Genomic DNA, 15,748 nt, shown 5'->3' with positions numbered 1-15,748 from the left:
GCGAGCGCCAGCCGGCTGAAAGGTTGCTGACTTTGCCACGGGAGAGGTTGCCGTTGAGCAATTGTCGCTCGATTCAGCGATTGTTCTTATGCACCGATTGTTGTCGGGAAATGGTATGGAGGGACGGCACGGATGCGCAAGGATGTTGACATCAGGGACTTGCTAGAGGGATTTGATCATGAGCGATACGGAGTTGTTACGCGCAAAATCGTAGTCTGCTGCCTACAACAACGATTTGACGCAGCTCGCGGGGCACTGAACGAATTCATACAGGACACCCAACGTCCAACGATCACCCATGAGAGCAGCGTACACGATTGCGTTCGCGCTCAATATGCGGTGCCATTGGATACCAACGGTTATTCAACAATTGGATCCGCTGCAAAGGCTACTGATGAGGAGCTGCTGTGGATCAGTGGGTTTGGGACCGGTGGAGTTGCTGCAGTGAGGCACGCTGCCAAGTGCATTGGCTATGGCCGGCTAGACCCTCCGCCCATCAATGGGGAAGTGGAAGAGGATGAGATCACCAAATTTATTGAGGAGTTGAAATTGCAAATGAGCAATCTACCTGAAGCACCGCCAAGGAGTCTCCAAATGCGGCAACTACAAGGGCCGCAACCAGACTCGTCACCACTATCACTGGATGCTGCTCTCGATCGGCTGCTGGGATCCGGTGAGGAAGCAATCGCGGAGATCGATGCGAAGATTGATCGCTTGCAATCGCAAATAACAAGACTGAAACAAACGAGACGTCTGCTGCAGTCTGCAAGCGCGAATTCATCACGATCCGACAAGCTCCCCGACAACTGGCAGGAAATCGAGGCGGAACTCGTGCAAGCACTAAAGATGATGGGACAACCAATGACCGCCACGTCGCTTTCGCAGACGCTCGACGGTCGGGCTACGAAAGCGGTGATTGGGGAAATCGTCAACCGGAGCTCAAAGCTTGATCGCCACTCGTCTAGCAAACGCATTTGCCTCGTGAACGCGTAGACCAGCTGAATGCGAACGGAGTAGGGATCATGGCATCACTTGAATTTGACGGATACGGATATCGATTGCGGTTTTCGGTACCGGGCAAGCGATTCCAACGCGTTCGCCTGGGGGACTGTGGTCCGGAGGCGGCGGAACGCGCAAAACATCACGTTGAGATGGCCATCCGCGCACACCGGCGTAGGCAACCTCTGCCGGTACCGACGCTCGATTGGCTCTACCAATCGGCTCCTCGGCAGCTGCTCAGCGAACTCGCCAAACTGGGCGTGGTCGACGATCGCAGACTGCTGGGGGACGCTCTGCGAGCCTGGGTAATGACAAAACTATCGTTGTCTGCCAAGAGGCTGGAGCAGGTTGAACGAGTGAGCGACAGTCTGCAGGGAGCACTTGGGGACGTTGAGCTGGATGCGATTACTCCGGAGAGTCTCACGAGCTGGGGGGAGCGACTGTCAGAAGAGTATGCCGAGAACACGGTGGCCGGCTACTGCGGGATTGCTAAGCAGTTTTTTGGATGGGTCGTCAAGGAGCGTCTGCTGGCCGACTCTCCGGCTGCCCGGCTGCCCAGTCGCTTTGTGCGATCGGAGCGGTTGATGGAGGTTGCGAGCGACACGGTTGAGCAGTTGTGTCAGGCCGTGGCTGGAGATGAGCTAGACGTTGCACTGCGTTTGGCGCGGTGGGGCGGTCTACGGGCCGCTGAGATTTTGCGAGTTCGGTTGAGTGATCTCAACGTGAGTGCTAGCGAATTGCGAGTGCGAGACACGAAACGTGGTTGCGTACGCATCGTGCCTTTGTTTCCGGAGCTCGGGACGCTCAAGGCCATTGCTCTGCGAAGACGTGACGATGTCACGCACACAGGCCGGCAGGGGCTGCTGATGCCAGACCTTGGGGCACGCACAACCAGTGCAATGGCCCAGCGGGCCGCGCGACTCTGCGAGAGGTTGGATATCGTTCCATGGCCTCGATTCTGGCAAAACATGCGGGCCACTCGTGAATCCGAGCTGATGGATCAATTCGCGCTCAAGGATGTCTGTGCGTGGATCGGCAACTCGCCGGCTGTGGCCATTGAACACTATGCCATGGTTCGCAAAACAGAATTCAACCGAGCGATCGGCAAAGCGTCCTAATTATTCCGTCACACCGACTTTTACCCAACTTTTGCCCCTTTTACCCAAGCATGGACGAACGATGCAAACTCCGGATAGCTTTGGCACCATTGGCAGCACGATCAAGGTTGCGGCTGGCCATTATGTTGACTTGGTCAATCCGGATCCTGCGACCCTCGATTTGGAGACCATTGCGGCGGCTCTTGGCAAGCTGTGTAGATTTGGCGGGCACACCTGCCAGTTCTACTCGGTGGCCGAGCACTCTTGGATGTGTTGCCGCTTAGCGAACTACGACGAATGCCCCGAGGAAGTAATGCGGGCGGTGCTGTTGCACGATGCCGCCGAGGCATATTTGGGAGACATCGTCAAACCGTTGAAATTGCTCTTACCGGAGTACTGCCGGCTGGAGGAACGCATGGAGCGGGCGATTATGGAGCGTTTCGACGTCGACCTAGTTGGTCATGCCGACAAAATCCGTGCGTACGACCGGCAAATGCTGAAAGTCGAGCGCAACGCATTGTTGACCGAGGATAACGAGCCTTGGGCGGATTTCGATACGATCCCCGATCGCAACGTGGATTTGGCGTTTTACTCGCCGATTCAAGCCGCCAGTCGGTTCTTATCAGTGGCAGCCAGTTTAGGAGTTGAATTGGGTGAGTAGATAGTTTTGTGGCGTTCGTCTAATCGGAAAGACGCTAGGAGGTCATCGCGGAAGTAGCTCACGGGCCGTATCCGGCAAGCGGTGACCTTCACCTCCAACTAGAAATGTCGGTTCGACTCCGACGCGCTGCACTGAAGTGAACAACTAGCCCACGTACGGGGCACCCTAACGATTTTTAACTACCGACCGGCGTCCATGCAAAAGATGCTCGGTGGGTGGAATCGGTCGCGGTGCGCCTGGACAGGACTTGGTTGTGTGTGGTGGCGGGCGATTTCCCCGCCGCTGCATGTGTGCGTTATTTCCTGGGTGTGAGAACCTTACTAAGGTTCTCACACTGCGTTATTCCCTGGGTTTGGCGCGCGTGCTGGTACTTTTCCGGGGAGGTGAGTTTAACACACCTATGCGACTAATACTACGCATCAAGACCGACCAGGGGACCGTGATCCTTTCCAAGAGCAAGCCGATCGATCCATGGTCGGTAGCCTGTCCAGATGGCCGGCTATTCACTTCCCAAGGAACCAAAGCGAAGGCCCTTATGGCAGCGTCCAAGCCGGAGGCGAACATCAATGAGTGAACGATGTTTCGTGCAGTTGCAAGCTTACGTCATGGCTCGGCAATCGGCAGAGTGGCTGACACTAGGGGAGCTGCTCAAGCTGGCTGAGTCGTGCGAGGCGACGGCCCACGTCGATCGCACCCAGGCCTGGGCGGCAGACTTTGCCATCCCCATGATTCGGGAGCTAGGCCAGCGACTGGAGCGATCCGGAGAGTCTCCCGAGGGAACGAACCACAAGGACATCATCGAGACGGCCCGGCAACTGCGTACCTCACAACGGGCATTCGAGTCCGCTCGCCAACTGAAGATCGTCAAAGCGAATGATCATCAGAGTGAAATCAAACGTTTGCAATACAAACTGGACAATCTGCTGGCCAACAGCTCACAGACGTTGTTGTTCACTGACACCGAAGAGCCCGAACTCAAAAGGAAAGCGTAACGGATGACCTATCTGTTGATTGATGGAAACAATTGGTTTGCTCAATGCCATTATGCCAACGCTTCGGGGGCTGCCGTCACCTTCCAGCGGCGGCTGCTGACGGTCCTAGAACAGGTACCGCATGTCCTGGCAGTGGTCTGTTGGGACGCCGGGCCCACGTTTCGACACTCGCTGTCGTCGCGCTACAAAGCCCACCGCAGTGCCAAGCCTGATGACTTCTATGCCAGTTTGAAGAAAGCCCGCAAGCTGGTCGACTCGGCACCTGGCGTGGAGTCGTTCGATTGTGAAGGGTACGAAGCGGACGATTGCATTGCCTCCATGGTCCGGATTGCTCATGACGAGGGAGAAAAGGCGATCATGTTTTCCGCCGATCGCGATCTGCATCAACTGTTGGTAACCGGCATGGTGAGCCAGGTGATTGGCATCAAACGCGCTACCCCGTCCCGATTGATGTTCGATGCGGTAACCGCAGATCGTCTAGAGCTCAAATACGGAGTCAAGCCAATCCAGTGGATCGACTATCGGGCCATTGTGGGTGACACGAGCGATGGCATTGCCGGCTGCGAGGGGCTGGGCAAAGCCGCGGCGACCGAAGTGCTCACCCAGTGCAAGACGCTGGAGGGATTCTTCCGGACGCCCTTCGCGGCCAAGATCCAGCAGAGACAGCGGACGGCTCTCACTAACTATCGCAGTGAATTGCCACTGAAGCGGCAGCTGCTGACGTTGGTGAGCGATGTTCCTGTTCCAGTCGCTGTTCTGAATCGCATTCATTCCTAGGTCCCTTCGATGAAACTTGACGAAGCCACAAAGTTGGCCCAAGAGATAAACGACAGTCCGCTGGTAGAGCTGATAGCCATCGCGAAATTCAAGGCACCGGATGCGATCACTGCCGATTGTCCATGGGGCTGCGCGATGCTGATTAAGGGCCGGCAACTCGATAGCCCCGGTGGCCGTCTACGTACCGCCTGGTCCCCGGATGACTGGCATTTGGTCCGGGATGCATTGAATGCAGTGCCCGAGCCTGAGGAACTTGTGCCAGCTACGACCAAGCTGGCAGATCTCCCGCCACCCGCTGATTCACCAAAGCTTCCACCACGCGATGCAGCTCATCGCGCTCAACCCACCCTATTCTGATCACGCACGAGAACGCTCCACGCCGGAGGCAGGACACAATGAGCAATCAACAGGAATTGGATTTCAGCGATCGTGGGTATCGACGTCGCTTGCTGCAGGACTTCACGTGCCCCAACGTAGCGATCATGGAGGGTGGCACTCGGCGCCGTATGAAGGCGCGGGACCTGAAGGCCATCCTGAGAGTGATCGAGGATTTCGGATCGATCTGTTTTGCTTCTCAGGCATCGATCGCTGAGAGTGCGGATTGCGATCGCACACACGCCAAACGCTGCATTCGTGCCCTACGGGAGATTGGGCTCCTAGCAGAGTTGCGGGAGTCCCATGGCATCGAATACAGGATCGTTTATTCAGAGATTGAAGCGGCCATTGCTGGACGATCTCGCCGGAGTGATAGACCCACTGATAGACCCACTGATAGACCCACTGATAGACCCACTGATAGACCCACTGATAGACCCGCTGATAGACCCACTGATGGACCCACCCCGGGTCTACAAACAACAACATTAACAGGGAACGTTAAACAAGAAACAACAACAACAGAGCCAAACCACTCGGGGGGCAGCGAATCACTCGATCCCTCAGTCCAGCGAATTGTTGTTGTTGTTTCTCAGATGGGCGTTGGAAGAGCCGAGGAGGCGGTCAGACGGGCTCTCTCGCACGGCCTAACTCCGGAGGCAATCGAACATCGTGTAGCTGCGTTTCGTGCCATGCCGGCAGAATCTCGACGCGGAGGGACCCTCTACAACTGGCTGGCGATCCCCAAATCGTTCGACTCGGCTCAGTTGGGCGGAGGCGAACCCAAATTGAAACTCGCCAAGCTCAGTGGCGACGAGGAACGCAAGCGGGCGGATCTCATTCGGTACGGTCGCGGTGAGGGGTGGTCTCACGAGCAGCTGCAGCATGCGATCGCGAGATTCGAAAAACTGTCTTTTACAAAGTCCGCTCAGGCATGAAGATTACGCAAGCGTAATCTACTCCGATGATCTCAAGTAACCCCCTTCGCTTGCCGATCTTTGATGCCAACTTTCGAATTTGCATTTTTCGGATGCATTAACTTGTTTGTTCGTTCCCTCATTTGCGTGCCTCAGAACGCGCTTTACCGCCCGTAGATATTACAACTTATTCATGTCCTTTGCCCTTAATCCTCGCTATTTGTGGCGATTTCCCATCCAAGACAATAGGTATCAAGTCACTCCATTACTAATCGATTTCCTCCCGGTATATACACAACTTTCGCTGACGAATCCAAAGCAACCGACTGGACCACCCGTAGGCCAATTTTTCTGCCGACAAATTCTCTTATTTCCAGATTTGGCAAGTCAAAAAGTTCTTGACTTCCCAACTGCGGGCGATATGCTACCCCTCGATGTAAGTAGCTTCAATCCTAGTCTTTCAAGTGGAGAATGTTGAATGAAATTCGATGTAAGAATCTGTTCGAACCGATGTCTTCTGGAAGTATTGCGGTGCACCACCTTGCTGGGAGCGATTGCAATCTTAACGCCAAACGTCCAGGCTCAGAGTGCTGTCGTAACCGGAGGCAGCATCATATGCGATCCAGGAAACGGAAAGGAAGTGACATGGTCTGGTGGCTCCTTTTCAGGAGTGGATGGTTATACAGTTGTCGGTTGTTATGCGCCTGTCTATTACACGAGCCCAACAACATATTACTCTCCCGGTTCAGGAGTAGGCGAGGGTTACCCCACTTCAAACCCAGGTTCGACATCTGGTTCTGAAGTGGTAAATGTGCCGCTGAAGGGGCCTGGTCTATATCCTCTCCAGGGGGTCTACGTGTGGTTTGAGTATGGAGAGTGGAATTACAGCGGCGGATACTACCATTGGAACAGTTATGGAGCACTTTGTAGTTGGTATTGGATACCGAATCCCGGTGGGGAATGTTTTTCTGCAGAGACTCAATTGTTGACCCCAGAAGGATTCAAACCAATTGAGCATCTTTCTGTCGGCGATCTCATCTATTCTTCACCGCGCGACAAAATTGCGACGACTCCTTCAGTGCAGGAAATCAAGAAAGTAGAGGTCAGTCGCGCGAGATTATTTAACGTTGTTGCCGGCGGTCATGTCATTCAGACCACGCAGCAGCACCCTTTTTACGAAAAGGACAAGGGGTGGATACCTGCGATTGAGCTGGTTGCTGGTGACTCTTTGCGAAGCCATACGGACAAGTGGGTTACGGTTGACTCATTGCGCATTGGCGACGAGGCAGACGTCTACAGTGTTTCTGTGGATGGAAAAAGTAGTATTTTCGTGGGTGAGAGCAACTGGGATTTTTCAATCTTGGTGGCCGATTCATGTTCAATGAATCCGTCGGAGCCAGGGTTCCTGAAAAAATCGCCTAGTCAAAGGTATGTGAAAGTCGTTCCAACAAAGTAAATCCCGTTTTTCGCAAAACAGCGCTGATGTAAAACTCTGGTAACAACCGTGCTTGACAGTTTGGATCAGACAAACCTGTCGCTCACACACAATTTCACTTCAGGAGATATAATGCTCCTGAAGTCATTCTGGTTGGCGCGCGTTGCGCCTACCAACAGCCGCTGAAACTCAATCGCTTAGGGACTTAGAAATCATGCTGCGCGCTATGCTTGTTTTTTCGATCGTATGTTCTGCTATTTTGATTGCAGGATGTAAACCCAAACTCACTGGCGGTACTACACTGGAGAACGCTACGCACTTGACCCTTCCCCAGCTTAGAGAAGTAACGAAGGGCATGGAATCCTTCAGCTGGGTTGGTAGTGACAAAGACTATTCTTATTTTCAAACGCAGTCTGGAATATATCGGCTGCCAGCTACAGCTACATCACTAAAGCCTCGCCCGGGTGTGGATACATTGCCCGAGCTTGGTACTCATAACGTGGAAGTCGTTTTTCTAGATGACGGCACAGTTAGCCGCCTGCACGCCGGGCTCAGGTCGGAATGATCGCATAACAGCGGAGCTGCCAGCTAACAGCTTACTGAAATTGAATACCCCATTTTTGAGATGTGTGGAATTTGAATTGTAGCTTGTGCATGCACGATGCATGTATTTGTGTTACACGAGTTTTGACGCAGTAAAGTTCGGCTGCACGAAAGCAAGCTTGTTCCAATTCAACACTTATCATTCGCCCTCCTGGCGGTAGTGTTTTGTCAATTGCTTTGCTACCGTCCAGGAGATGAGCAAATTCTTGATGGGGTTGGTTACGCCGGTGCGAATCCGGCATGTTTACTCGGCTGAATTGATTTCAATCGAGCTGCTCGATGGGAGTAGGGACGGGGCGGAGGGACAATCTCCACTTCGCCTACCGTTACGCCGGCCTTGCTGAGTAGACGCGAGCCACCAATCTCAGCTACGCATCGGCTCCCCCTCACTGCAGTCACACAGCTCCGACCGTTCGCTGCTGGCCCCTCCAATCGCTCGCAAATTGACCTCTAGCTTTGTGCGAAATGGCACAGCAATTATTGCGGAGACCTTCTTTCAACGTGCGGTTCTTGAATTTTCCCCAGTCGTTGGTTTAGCCCACCCCACCTTGCCCAGCGGACTAGACTCCCGAGAAACAAGACTCGCGGAGATTCCACTACCGCTAAGTTGCACGCGCTCCATCCGCCTATAATAATGCGACAGTGTTCTGTAGGTTTCCGACTGAGCGCTTGCATCCGGACTTTCCACTCTCGTACTGAATACCAATTTAATGAACACTGACTACACACACGAATACTTGACCCTCATCGAAGAGGTCGCTGAAGATGGTGAGCTAACTCACAGGGAAATTGTTAGATTGGCCAAATGGCTTAACGACAACATGGACGGCCGCAAGACTTGGCCGGCTAGTCAATTCTTGCCGTTGTTGAAAGATGTATTTGCTGATGGCAAGATAGATGAAGCCGAAGCAATTCAGGTAGGCAGACTTATTCAAAAGGTCCGGCGAGAATGGGCACGGGAGCATGCCCTGTCAGGAGTCAAACCCTTTGGTGTTAAACTCGACGATGCAATAGGGTGCTTCGATGATGGGGCGCCCAGACTCATTGCAATCCCAACAAAACTTCAAGTAGCCTCTTTTAGGGAACCAGATCTAACGTACGACCTGGACTTGACGGCACCTTCATGCAGTTGTCCTGATTTTCAATCTTACCGCCAACATCTTCCTGTAGGGCACATTTCTCGATGTTGCAAGCATATCATGCAGGGCTACGCAGAGATTAGGCCGTCAAGTGGCTGGCCGAGTTGGCTCGAGCCATTCCTTGAAGCCGGCTTCCGTCCCCATCCTGAACAAGAGTGGTGTGTAGTTGAAGTTTCAACTTGCAATTACCTCGTTTCCTCAGCCAGTCCTGAATGGGGCAATGTATATGCTCGAATCGATGGGGTTAGCGAGAAGTACGGCTTCAGTATCGACGAGCACCGATGGTCCTACGGGAAAGAGCCAGCTGAACCTGCCTCACTAGCAAACGCTATTCGGAGACTGTCGACTCGCTGATTCTAATTTGAAAACATCTTGTCGCGCATGATGGATTTAGAGACCTCCCAGCCTTACCAACTGACTGCCTAAAATCGCCGAACAGTTCTTGCCCTCCTCTCTCATCTTTACCATTAGATGCCGAAGCTATCTATGAATACTCCCGCTCCCAAATGTTTCATGTCATACAGTTGGACAACAAAACAGCACGCAACTCGAGTACTTGAGCTATCGACGGATCTAGTTGAAAATGGCGTTGATGTTGTTTTAGACAAGTGGGACTTGCGAGAGGGACACGATGCCAATCATTTCATGGAAACGATGGTAAGTGATGAAGCAATCAGGAAAGTAATACTGGTTTGCGATCATGAGTATGTGAGAAAGGCAAACGAACGAACAGGTGGAGTGGGGACAGAAACACAAATAATATCACCAGAGGTATATAGGAAAAGCCGGCAGGACAAGTTTGTCGCAGTAGTATTCGAAAAGAATCCAGAGGGGAAGCCCTTCTTGCCTGCGTATTACAGTTCTAGAATCTACATTGACCTGTCCACTCCGACGAGTCACGCGGAAAACTTTGAACAACTTATGCGATGGATATTTGACAAGCCACTCTACAAGAAACCTCAGTTGGGAAAAATGCCTGAGTATCTTAAGGAGGACGCTATTGCACTTGGGACCACTAGTAAAGCTCGCAGAGCAACAGAGTCGGTTCGAGGAGCCCTAGCTAACTGGCGTGGGCACGTCGCAGAATATTTCTCGGCCGTTTCAGAGAATCTTGAACGCTTCCGACTTGATGCCGATGATTGCAATCGCCTCGAGCAATCAGCCAACACGGATCGGACGTCCAAGAATGTCGAGACTTTCTTGCCGTATCGCAACGAAGCGATCGGCTTGATTTCGACGATGGCCATGCACTTGGAAGACGGGCAATCTTCTGAACTGTTGCATCGCTTTTTCGAAGATCTTTTGCCCTTCTTAGACAGCTCGCAAACCGTGGCGAGTCATCTGGACACTGACTTCGATAATTATCGCTTCATTGTTCATGAACTGTTCTTATACACGATTGCTATTTTGCTAGGTCGCCAACGATTTACGGATGTCTGCACATTACTACAGACGCAATACTATGTTCCAAACCTCAGAGTTGATAGTTGGAACGGCATGGTTTCGTTTGAGTACATGTATCAACCTATTGGATTTGTAGCAAAGGCAGTCGAGAACCATTTAGCCTCCTCCCTTCACCCCCATTCCGATTTGTTGGAAAAAAGGTCACACGAATCAGCCGTTGAGTTCCCCAAACTCATGCAGGCAGATTTTGTTCTATACTTGCGTGGTGAACTAGATCGTTTACCTGAAAACAGACATTGGCCTAGATGGTATCCTGTAACTTTAGACGGTTCCTCGACAACTGCGGGCAATATGGTTTTTGAGGTATTTGCACGATCGCAGTCAACGCGATATTTCAACCAAATCCTTAAGATACTAGGCATTCAATCTAAAGAAGAATTAGACGCATTGATGCATAGGTATGCCGAACGTAGTTTTCGTTTTCGCAATTGGCATTCACCAGCTCAAATGATGGGCTACGAGTTCATCGCAACCCGAGATTAGTGGGATGCGACGTAATATGTTTGGACTGTTAATCCCATCCTTCAAGCATTTGCTAGACTTGGATTCGGTGGCTCCGGGTAGTGCTTTCTCGATAGTTTTGCTACTGTCGGGTGGATGAAAAGATTCTTGATGGGGTTGGTTACGCCGGTACGGATCCGGCATGTGTACTCGGCTGAATTGATATCAATTCAGCTGATCAACGCCAGTGGTGGCGACTCGGGGGATGATCTCACGATTCGGCTGCCCGTTGCATCGCGGACGCATCTCCGGCGCGGCGATCCTCCACCGTCTGCGTTGCATCTATTCGATCCACAGGCCGCAGACGGACACACGTCGATGGCTCTGGGACCGTGCCCGATCTCTCGGAGGTGGACAGATCGGTATCTACGGGATGCGACCGCTGTGATTGCTCACATTCCCATTCCATGCCGGCGTGATTGGCTGCAATCGATGGTGCCAGGTGCTATCTGCGATGGGGAGCTGTATTTGGCGAGTGATGATCGCCCGACAGAAGTGAACAGTTTGTGCATGCTGGCGGGTTGGCAACAACTCTCCACGGCCCTGGTAACCGCCGGACACGCCCAATTGCGAGACGCCGATGATCTGCCTAATGAAGTCGCCTAAGCCGTCGACCAAACTACGCAAGCGAAAATCCAAACCGCCGTTGCCACCTCGCTACCGTTGGCCGAGAGGGACACAACCTCCCACGGCCCGGCGCCCGTGCAAGCACTGTGGCGAGCTCGATCGGGCGGTGAGCTCCCGAGAGCTGTTGACGTACTACGGCCCCACACGCTGCAGTTGCGGAGCGGAGAGGCCATTGCGGAAGGTGGAACGCCCGATCGATTGGGCAGCTCTGCGGGCACAGTACGCAATCCCTCGTGATATGCAGCTCGGCTAGCCGGCAATCTATGGCGAAGAAAACTACCAAGCCAGCTCCCGCAAAACGCACTCCACCGCGAGCTGCTGCCAAACGCAGTCCGGGCAAGACTGCGCCAAAGGTAGCCCCTGCGAAAAAGGCTAAGCCGAAGCCAGTTGCAAAAGCCAAGTCAGCGGCCAAATCCAATCCCAGTAAACCGCCTGCAGTAAAACCTGGCAAGCCGGTCACTATTGCCAAGCCGGCGTCGCCAGACAAGTTGTCGCCCAAGGCCAAAGAGAAAGCGGCTTACACCAAACATCGCGAACGGGCTGCAGCTCGAGCTAGATTCCAGTCGTCCGGTCAACGCGAGATCGGACCATTGCCCCCAGTGGCCGATCCGCAGCGTCGGCACGACTGCGGTGAGGATCTGCAGTTGGCACTGGAGACCTATTTCCCGGATGTGTTTGCTCTGGGGTGGTCAAGCCAGCATGTGGAGGTGATTGACGCTCTGAACCAGGTCCTGCGATTCGGTGGCCTGTATGCGCTGGGGATGCCACGGGGGAGCGGGAAAACATCGCTGTGCATCCATTGTGGGGTGCTTGCGATGCTCTACGGTTGGCGGTCCTATCTCGTGCTGCTGGGGGCGGCGGCCGAAGCGGCTTACGAGATGATGGACATCGTCAAAGTCCAGCTCGAAACCAATCCACTCTTGCTCGCCGACTTCCCGGAGATCTGCCATCCCATCTGGCAGCTCGAAGGAATCCCGCAGCGAGGCAAGGGGCAAATGGTCGGTGGCGAACCGACGTTGATCTCATGGTCCGGACGCAAGAAGATCGTCCTGCCAACGGTCACCCACAAAGATGGTCGAGTCACAGGCGGGACAGTTCTGCAGGCGGTGGGACTGCTGGGGCGAATTCGCGGGATGTTGCACCAACGTTCGGACGGCAAATCACTCCGACCTGATGCGTTCCTGGGGGACGATTTGCAGACCGACCAATCGGCCAAGAAAGTCGCTCAGGTGGAACGACGCGAAACATTGCTCAACGGTGCAGTGATGGGCCTAGCGGGACCCGGCAAACGCATTGCAGGCCTGTCCACGGTAACGATCGTTCAGAAAGGGGACCTTGCTGACAGGTTACTCGATCGCACTCTCAATCCACATTGGCAAGGCCGCACATTCTCGCTGGTCGAACGTTGGCCCACCAACACCGCCAAATGGGAAGAGTACGCAGAGTTGCGGGAGGTTGATCTCCGGGCCGGTCAGACGTTGCTGCCACGCGCAACAAAGCTTTACCGTGATCATCGCAAGATCATGGATATTGGTGCCGTCGTACCCTGGGCACAACGGAGGTTGGATCACGAGCTCTCGGCACTGCAGTCCGCTCAAAACCTGCGACTGGCGAACCCCACCACATTCGAGGCCGAGTATCAGAACAATCCACAGGTTAGCAATACCGCCATTGGCCAAGTGGCGTTTCCGTCGAGTGATGACATCGTCCAGCGTGCCAATGGCTACGCGCGCGGGGACATCCCAACCGGCGCAAATCACATCTTCACGGCGATCGATGTTCAACAGGATGTCTTGTATTGGTTGCAGTTGGCGTTGGCCGACGACTTCACCGGGTGGATCATCGACTACGGAACCTACCCAGAGCAACCGCTGGGTGCCTACTGGACACTCGGCCAATTGCAGATCTCGCTGAGACAGAAAACCAACATCCCAGACATTCAGGGTGCCTGGTTTGCGGGGATCAACAATCTCATGCGTGATCTCTACGCACGCTCCTATGTGCGTGACGATGGCGCAGAGATGTCGATCGATCACACGATTATCGACGCCAACTACGGTGACTCCAAGAAGAGCGTCTACAACGTTTGCCGGCAGAACCCCAATCGTCCAATTCCATTCCACGGCAAGGGGATCACGGCTAAGCAAACACCACTCGATATGCGGAAGAAAAAACAGGGGGAGCGAGTCGGAGAGGAATGGTTCATTCCATCGACCAAAGGAACCAAGGCACCACGGCACGTGATCAGCGACACCAATATTCTCAAAACGATGATTGCCCGACGGTTCTTGATTCCGCAGGGGGCGGGGGGAGATTGGACGTTGTTCCAGGCCTCAGTTGCCGCTCACCGCATGTTTGCCGATCAAGCATCTGCAGAATATCCGATCGAGACCGAGGGCCGTGGACGGAAGCTGCTCGAATGGATGTTGTTGCCCGGCCGCGACAACCACTGGGGAGACTGCCTGGTCATGGCCGGCACGCTGGGATTGATGGCCGGCTGCATGCCCAACAAAGAACGCTACTCCAAATCTCCCGCCGCCAAACGCACCAAGAAGAGCCTGCAGCAGCTGCGGGCCGAGGCCCAAGCCAAACGCGCCGCTTAGAATAATTATCAGATTTTTCCGGTCATATGGATTGCAACTTTAAACCGCTGCGGTTAACTTTAAACCAAGGCGGTTCAAACCTTGGAGTCAGCTGTAGTTAGCAGACGGTTCGGACCACACACAAACTCAGGAAAACTACGATGCAGACCAAATTTGGATTGGCACTGCGGGAAGCTCGTAGGCGAGGCAAGGATAACCTCCTGAAGCTGGCGGAGGCAGCTGGCGTATCGGTAGCATACGTTTCTCAGGTCGAACGCGGTACGAAGAATCCCCCTAACGAAACGACCATTCGCAAATGGTTGCAAGCTTTAAAATGTGAGGACCGGTTGGAAGAGTTTTTGCTCCTGGCAGCTCAATCTGTGCGACACCTCAACGTAAGTACCAAAGGCAAGAGTTCAACATCCACCAACGTTTTAGCTTCGCTTGCTCGCAGCTACGAGCAGGACGAAATCCCCGATGATGTATGGGAGCAAGTTGAGAGATTTATCGCAACAAAAAGAAACGAAAGGAAGGATGAATGACTTATGTGCCCCAAGTGGAACCTTTGAGCTATCGCGAAATCGAAGAGATTTCGTTGCGTCAGCTTGAACGCCACTTTCCTGACCTGCTCCTGGCACCAGGACCGGTAGACGTGATTGAAACCTGGGAGCTGCTACACGACATATACAAATTCGACACATCGGTGACCAGCACCCTACCACATGGCGTAGAAGGCCGAACCTGGCCAGACCATCGAGTTGAAGTGTCTGATGCCACCTACACGCTTGCTTGCCGAGGAGATCCGAGATCCAGATTTACAGTGATCCATGAATGCGCACATGTGTGGCAACACGCAAGTCAGATCCGAAATGTACTAGAGAGCGGATCCACACTTCGGCTAAACAGAAGGGATTCGATACCAACTTTTCGCGATCCAGAATGGCAAGCAAACGCAATCACCGCCGCATACATGATGCCAGCATGCGCATTGAAAATCCTTAAGAAGAGACGTCCATTGTCAGCGCGTCTATTGATGCAAGTATTCAATGTTTCGTATTCGGCAGCAAACGTTCGATTGGACGTAGTAAACAGGAAGAATTTAATATGAAAGTATTTCTAAAGGCCGTAATCGTGTTACAGCACGACACGGCCAAAGAGCTATCCGGGAGCTTTCGCCCTGCTAGGATCACTCCTCTGGTGAGTAGTAATCCTAGCTCCCGGAATCGGCTCTGTCAATCTCAGACGCAGGGCGGTAAAGGGAGCGGCAAATGTCGCAATTTCGGTTTTCCTCGGGATGGACCCCATCTCAAAAGCGTACTTTTTCGGCCTTGGTTGGCTGGGTTTATGTGCGTGAGCACTATCGAGCCAGACCATTTATGAAGTGGACTGGCGTTAAGGATGTGCGGGTACGTGAGTACCTGCGTAAATATCCAGGACGCCCACGTCCAAGCTCACTAATTTAATTTTCCACTTCGCCCTGCCATGTTAACCATGGCAGGGCTTTTTCGTGCGCGCAGCCTAGGCAGGCTGTAACTCACAGGGGGCCCCAACGTCTAATTTGGACTTGGCGGAGAATGCT

At 53.4% G+C, this 15,748-nt stretch carries 15 protein-coding genes; all 15 read left to right on the top strand.

Features of this window, described 5'->3' with window-relative positions:
* Positions 1-132 precede the first annotated feature (132 nt).
* A complete protein-coding gene (locus Q31a_RS08020) occupies positions 133-993 on the top strand; it encodes a hypothetical protein (protein WP_145076417.1) in 861 nt (286 codons plus the stop codon).
* A 29-nt stretch (positions 994-1,022) separates the two neighbouring features.
* Entirely contained in the window at positions 1,023-2,117 is a 1,095-nt protein-coding gene (locus tag Q31a_RS08015; RefSeq protein ID WP_145076415.1) for a tyrosine-type recombinase/integrase, read from the top strand.
* A 61-nt stretch (positions 2,118-2,178) separates the two neighbouring features.
* Positions 2,179-2,757, top strand: a complete 579-nt coding sequence (locus Q31a_RS08010) for an HD domain-containing protein (protein WP_197356415.1) — start codon at positions 2,179-2,181, stop codon at positions 2,755-2,757.
* Between the two features lie 400 nt (positions 2,758-3,157).
* Positions 3,158-3,331 carry a hypothetical protein gene (locus Q31a_RS30025; protein ID WP_197356414.1) on the top strand — a complete coding sequence of 58 codons (174 nt, stop codon included), beginning with the start codon at positions 3,158-3,160 and terminating at the stop codon, positions 3,329-3,331.
* The gene (locus Q31a_RS08005; protein ID WP_145076411.1) at positions 3,324-3,749 is read left to right on the top strand and encodes a hypothetical protein; all 426 of its coding nucleotides are present in this window, start codon (positions 3,324-3,326) and stop codon (positions 3,747-3,749) included. Before Q31a_RS30025 ends, Q31a_RS08005 begins: the two co-directional genes overlap by 8 nt.
* Positions 3,750-3,752: 3 nt before the next feature.
* Positions 3,753-4,526 (top strand): 5'-3' exonuclease, encoded by a 774-nt coding sequence (locus tag Q31a_RS08000; protein WP_145076409.1) that lies wholly within the window; start codon positions 3,753-3,755, stop codon positions 4,524-4,526.
* A gap of 9 nt (positions 4,527-4,535) precedes the next feature.
* Positions 4,536-4,883: a hypothetical protein gene (locus tag Q31a_RS07995; RefSeq protein WP_145076407.1), complete on the top strand. Its 348-nt coding sequence runs from the start codon at positions 4,536-4,538 to the stop codon at positions 4,881-4,883.
* Positions 4,884-5,497: 614 nt separating this feature from the next.
* Positions 5,498-5,839: a hypothetical protein gene (locus Q31a_RS30765; protein ID WP_231691118.1), complete on the top strand. Its 342-nt coding sequence runs from the start codon at positions 5,498-5,500 to the stop codon at positions 5,837-5,839.
* A gap of 457 nt (positions 5,840-6,296) precedes the next feature.
* Complete coding sequence (locus Q31a_RS07985; protein WP_145076405.1) at positions 6,297-7,274, top strand: polymorphic toxin-type HINT domain-containing protein; 978 nt, start codon at positions 6,297-6,299, stop codon at positions 7,272-7,274.
* A gap of 1,292 nt (positions 7,275-8,566) precedes the next feature.
* Entirely contained in the window at positions 8,567-9,349 is a 783-nt protein-coding gene (locus Q31a_RS07980) for a hypothetical protein (protein ID WP_145076403.1), read from the top strand.
* A gap of 132 nt (positions 9,350-9,481) precedes the next feature.
* Positions 9,482-10,942: an SEFIR domain-containing protein gene (locus Q31a_RS07975; RefSeq protein ID WP_197356410.1), complete on the top strand. Its 1,461-nt coding sequence runs from the start codon at positions 9,482-9,484 to the stop codon at positions 10,940-10,942.
* A gap of 114 nt (positions 10,943-11,056) precedes the next feature.
* Positions 11,057-11,566 carry a hypothetical protein gene (locus Q31a_RS07970; RefSeq protein WP_197356408.1) on the top strand — a complete coding sequence of 170 codons (510 nt, stop codon included), beginning with the start codon at positions 11,057-11,059 and terminating at the stop codon, positions 11,564-11,566.
* Positions 11,567-11,850: 284 nt separating this feature from the next.
* Positions 11,851-14,190 carry a terminase gpA endonuclease subunit gene (locus tag Q31a_RS07965; protein WP_145076397.1) on the top strand — a complete coding sequence of 780 codons (2,340 nt, stop codon included), beginning with the start codon at positions 11,851-11,853 and terminating at the stop codon, positions 14,188-14,190.
* Between the two features lie 140 nt (positions 14,191-14,330).
* Entirely contained in the window at positions 14,331-14,711 is a 381-nt protein-coding gene (locus Q31a_RS07960) for a helix-turn-helix domain-containing protein (protein WP_145076395.1), read from the top strand.
* Positions 14,708-15,277: an ImmA/IrrE family metallo-endopeptidase gene (locus Q31a_RS31350; protein WP_145076393.1), complete on the top strand. Its 570-nt coding sequence runs from the start codon at positions 14,708-14,710 to the stop codon at positions 15,275-15,277. Before Q31a_RS07960 ends, Q31a_RS31350 begins: the two co-directional genes overlap by 4 nt.
* Positions 15,278-15,748 lie beyond the last annotated feature (471 nt).

Source organism: Aureliella helgolandensis, assembly GCF_007752135.1.
Classification (GTDB): domain Bacteria; phylum Planctomycetota; class Planctomycetia; order Pirellulales; family Pirellulaceae; genus Aureliella; species Aureliella helgolandensis.
The sequence above is the reverse complement of the archived record's forward strand: the minus strand, read 5'-3'. Positions and strand labels throughout refer to the sequence as shown.

Bases quoted from the DNA above. Each gene is read 5' to 3' on its own strand.
- Q31a_RS08020 (WP_145076417.1), top strand. From the start codon at position 133: ATGCGCAAGGATGTTGACATCAGGGACTTGCTAGAGGGATTTGATCAT.
- Q31a_RS08015 (WP_145076415.1), top strand. From the start codon at position 1,023: ATGGCATCACTTGAATTTGACGGATACGGATATCGATTGCGGTTTTCG.
- Q31a_RS08010 (WP_197356415.1), top strand. From the start codon at position 2,179: ATGCAAACTCCGGATAGCTTTGGCACCATTGGCAGCACGATCAAGGTT.
- Q31a_RS30025 (WP_197356414.1), top strand. From the start codon at position 3,158: ATGCGACTAATACTACGCATCAAGACCGACCAGGGGACCGTGATCCTT.
- Q31a_RS08005 (WP_145076411.1), top strand. From the start codon at position 3,324: ATGAGTGAACGATGTTTCGTGCAGTTGCAAGCTTACGTCATGGCTCGG.
- Q31a_RS08000 (WP_145076409.1), top strand. From the start codon at position 3,753: ATGACCTATCTGTTGATTGATGGAAACAATTGGTTTGCTCAATGCCAT.
- Q31a_RS07995 (WP_145076407.1), top strand. From the start codon at position 4,536: ATGAAACTTGACGAAGCCACAAAGTTGGCCCAAGAGATAAACGACAGT.
- Q31a_RS30765 (WP_231691118.1), top strand. From the start codon at position 5,498: ATGGGCGTTGGAAGAGCCGAGGAGGCGGTCAGACGGGCTCTCTCGCAC.
- Q31a_RS07985 (WP_145076405.1), top strand. From the start codon at position 6,297: ATGAAATTCGATGTAAGAATCTGTTCGAACCGATGTCTTCTGGAAGTA.
- Q31a_RS07980 (WP_145076403.1), top strand. From the start codon at position 8,567: ATGAACACTGACTACACACACGAATACTTGACCCTCATCGAAGAGGTC.
- Q31a_RS07975 (WP_197356410.1), top strand. From the start codon at position 9,482: ATGAATACTCCCGCTCCCAAATGTTTCATGTCATACAGTTGGACAACA.
- Q31a_RS07970 (WP_197356408.1), top strand. From the start codon at position 11,057: ATGAAAAGATTCTTGATGGGGTTGGTTACGCCGGTACGGATCCGGCAT.
- Q31a_RS07965 (WP_145076397.1), top strand. From the start codon at position 11,851: ATGGCGAAGAAAACTACCAAGCCAGCTCCCGCAAAACGCACTCCACCG.
- Q31a_RS07960 (WP_145076395.1), top strand. From the start codon at position 14,331: ATGCAGACCAAATTTGGATTGGCACTGCGGGAAGCTCGTAGGCGAGGC.
- Q31a_RS31350 (WP_145076393.1), top strand. From the start codon at position 14,708: ATGACTTATGTGCCCCAAGTGGAACCTTTGAGCTATCGCGAAATCGAA.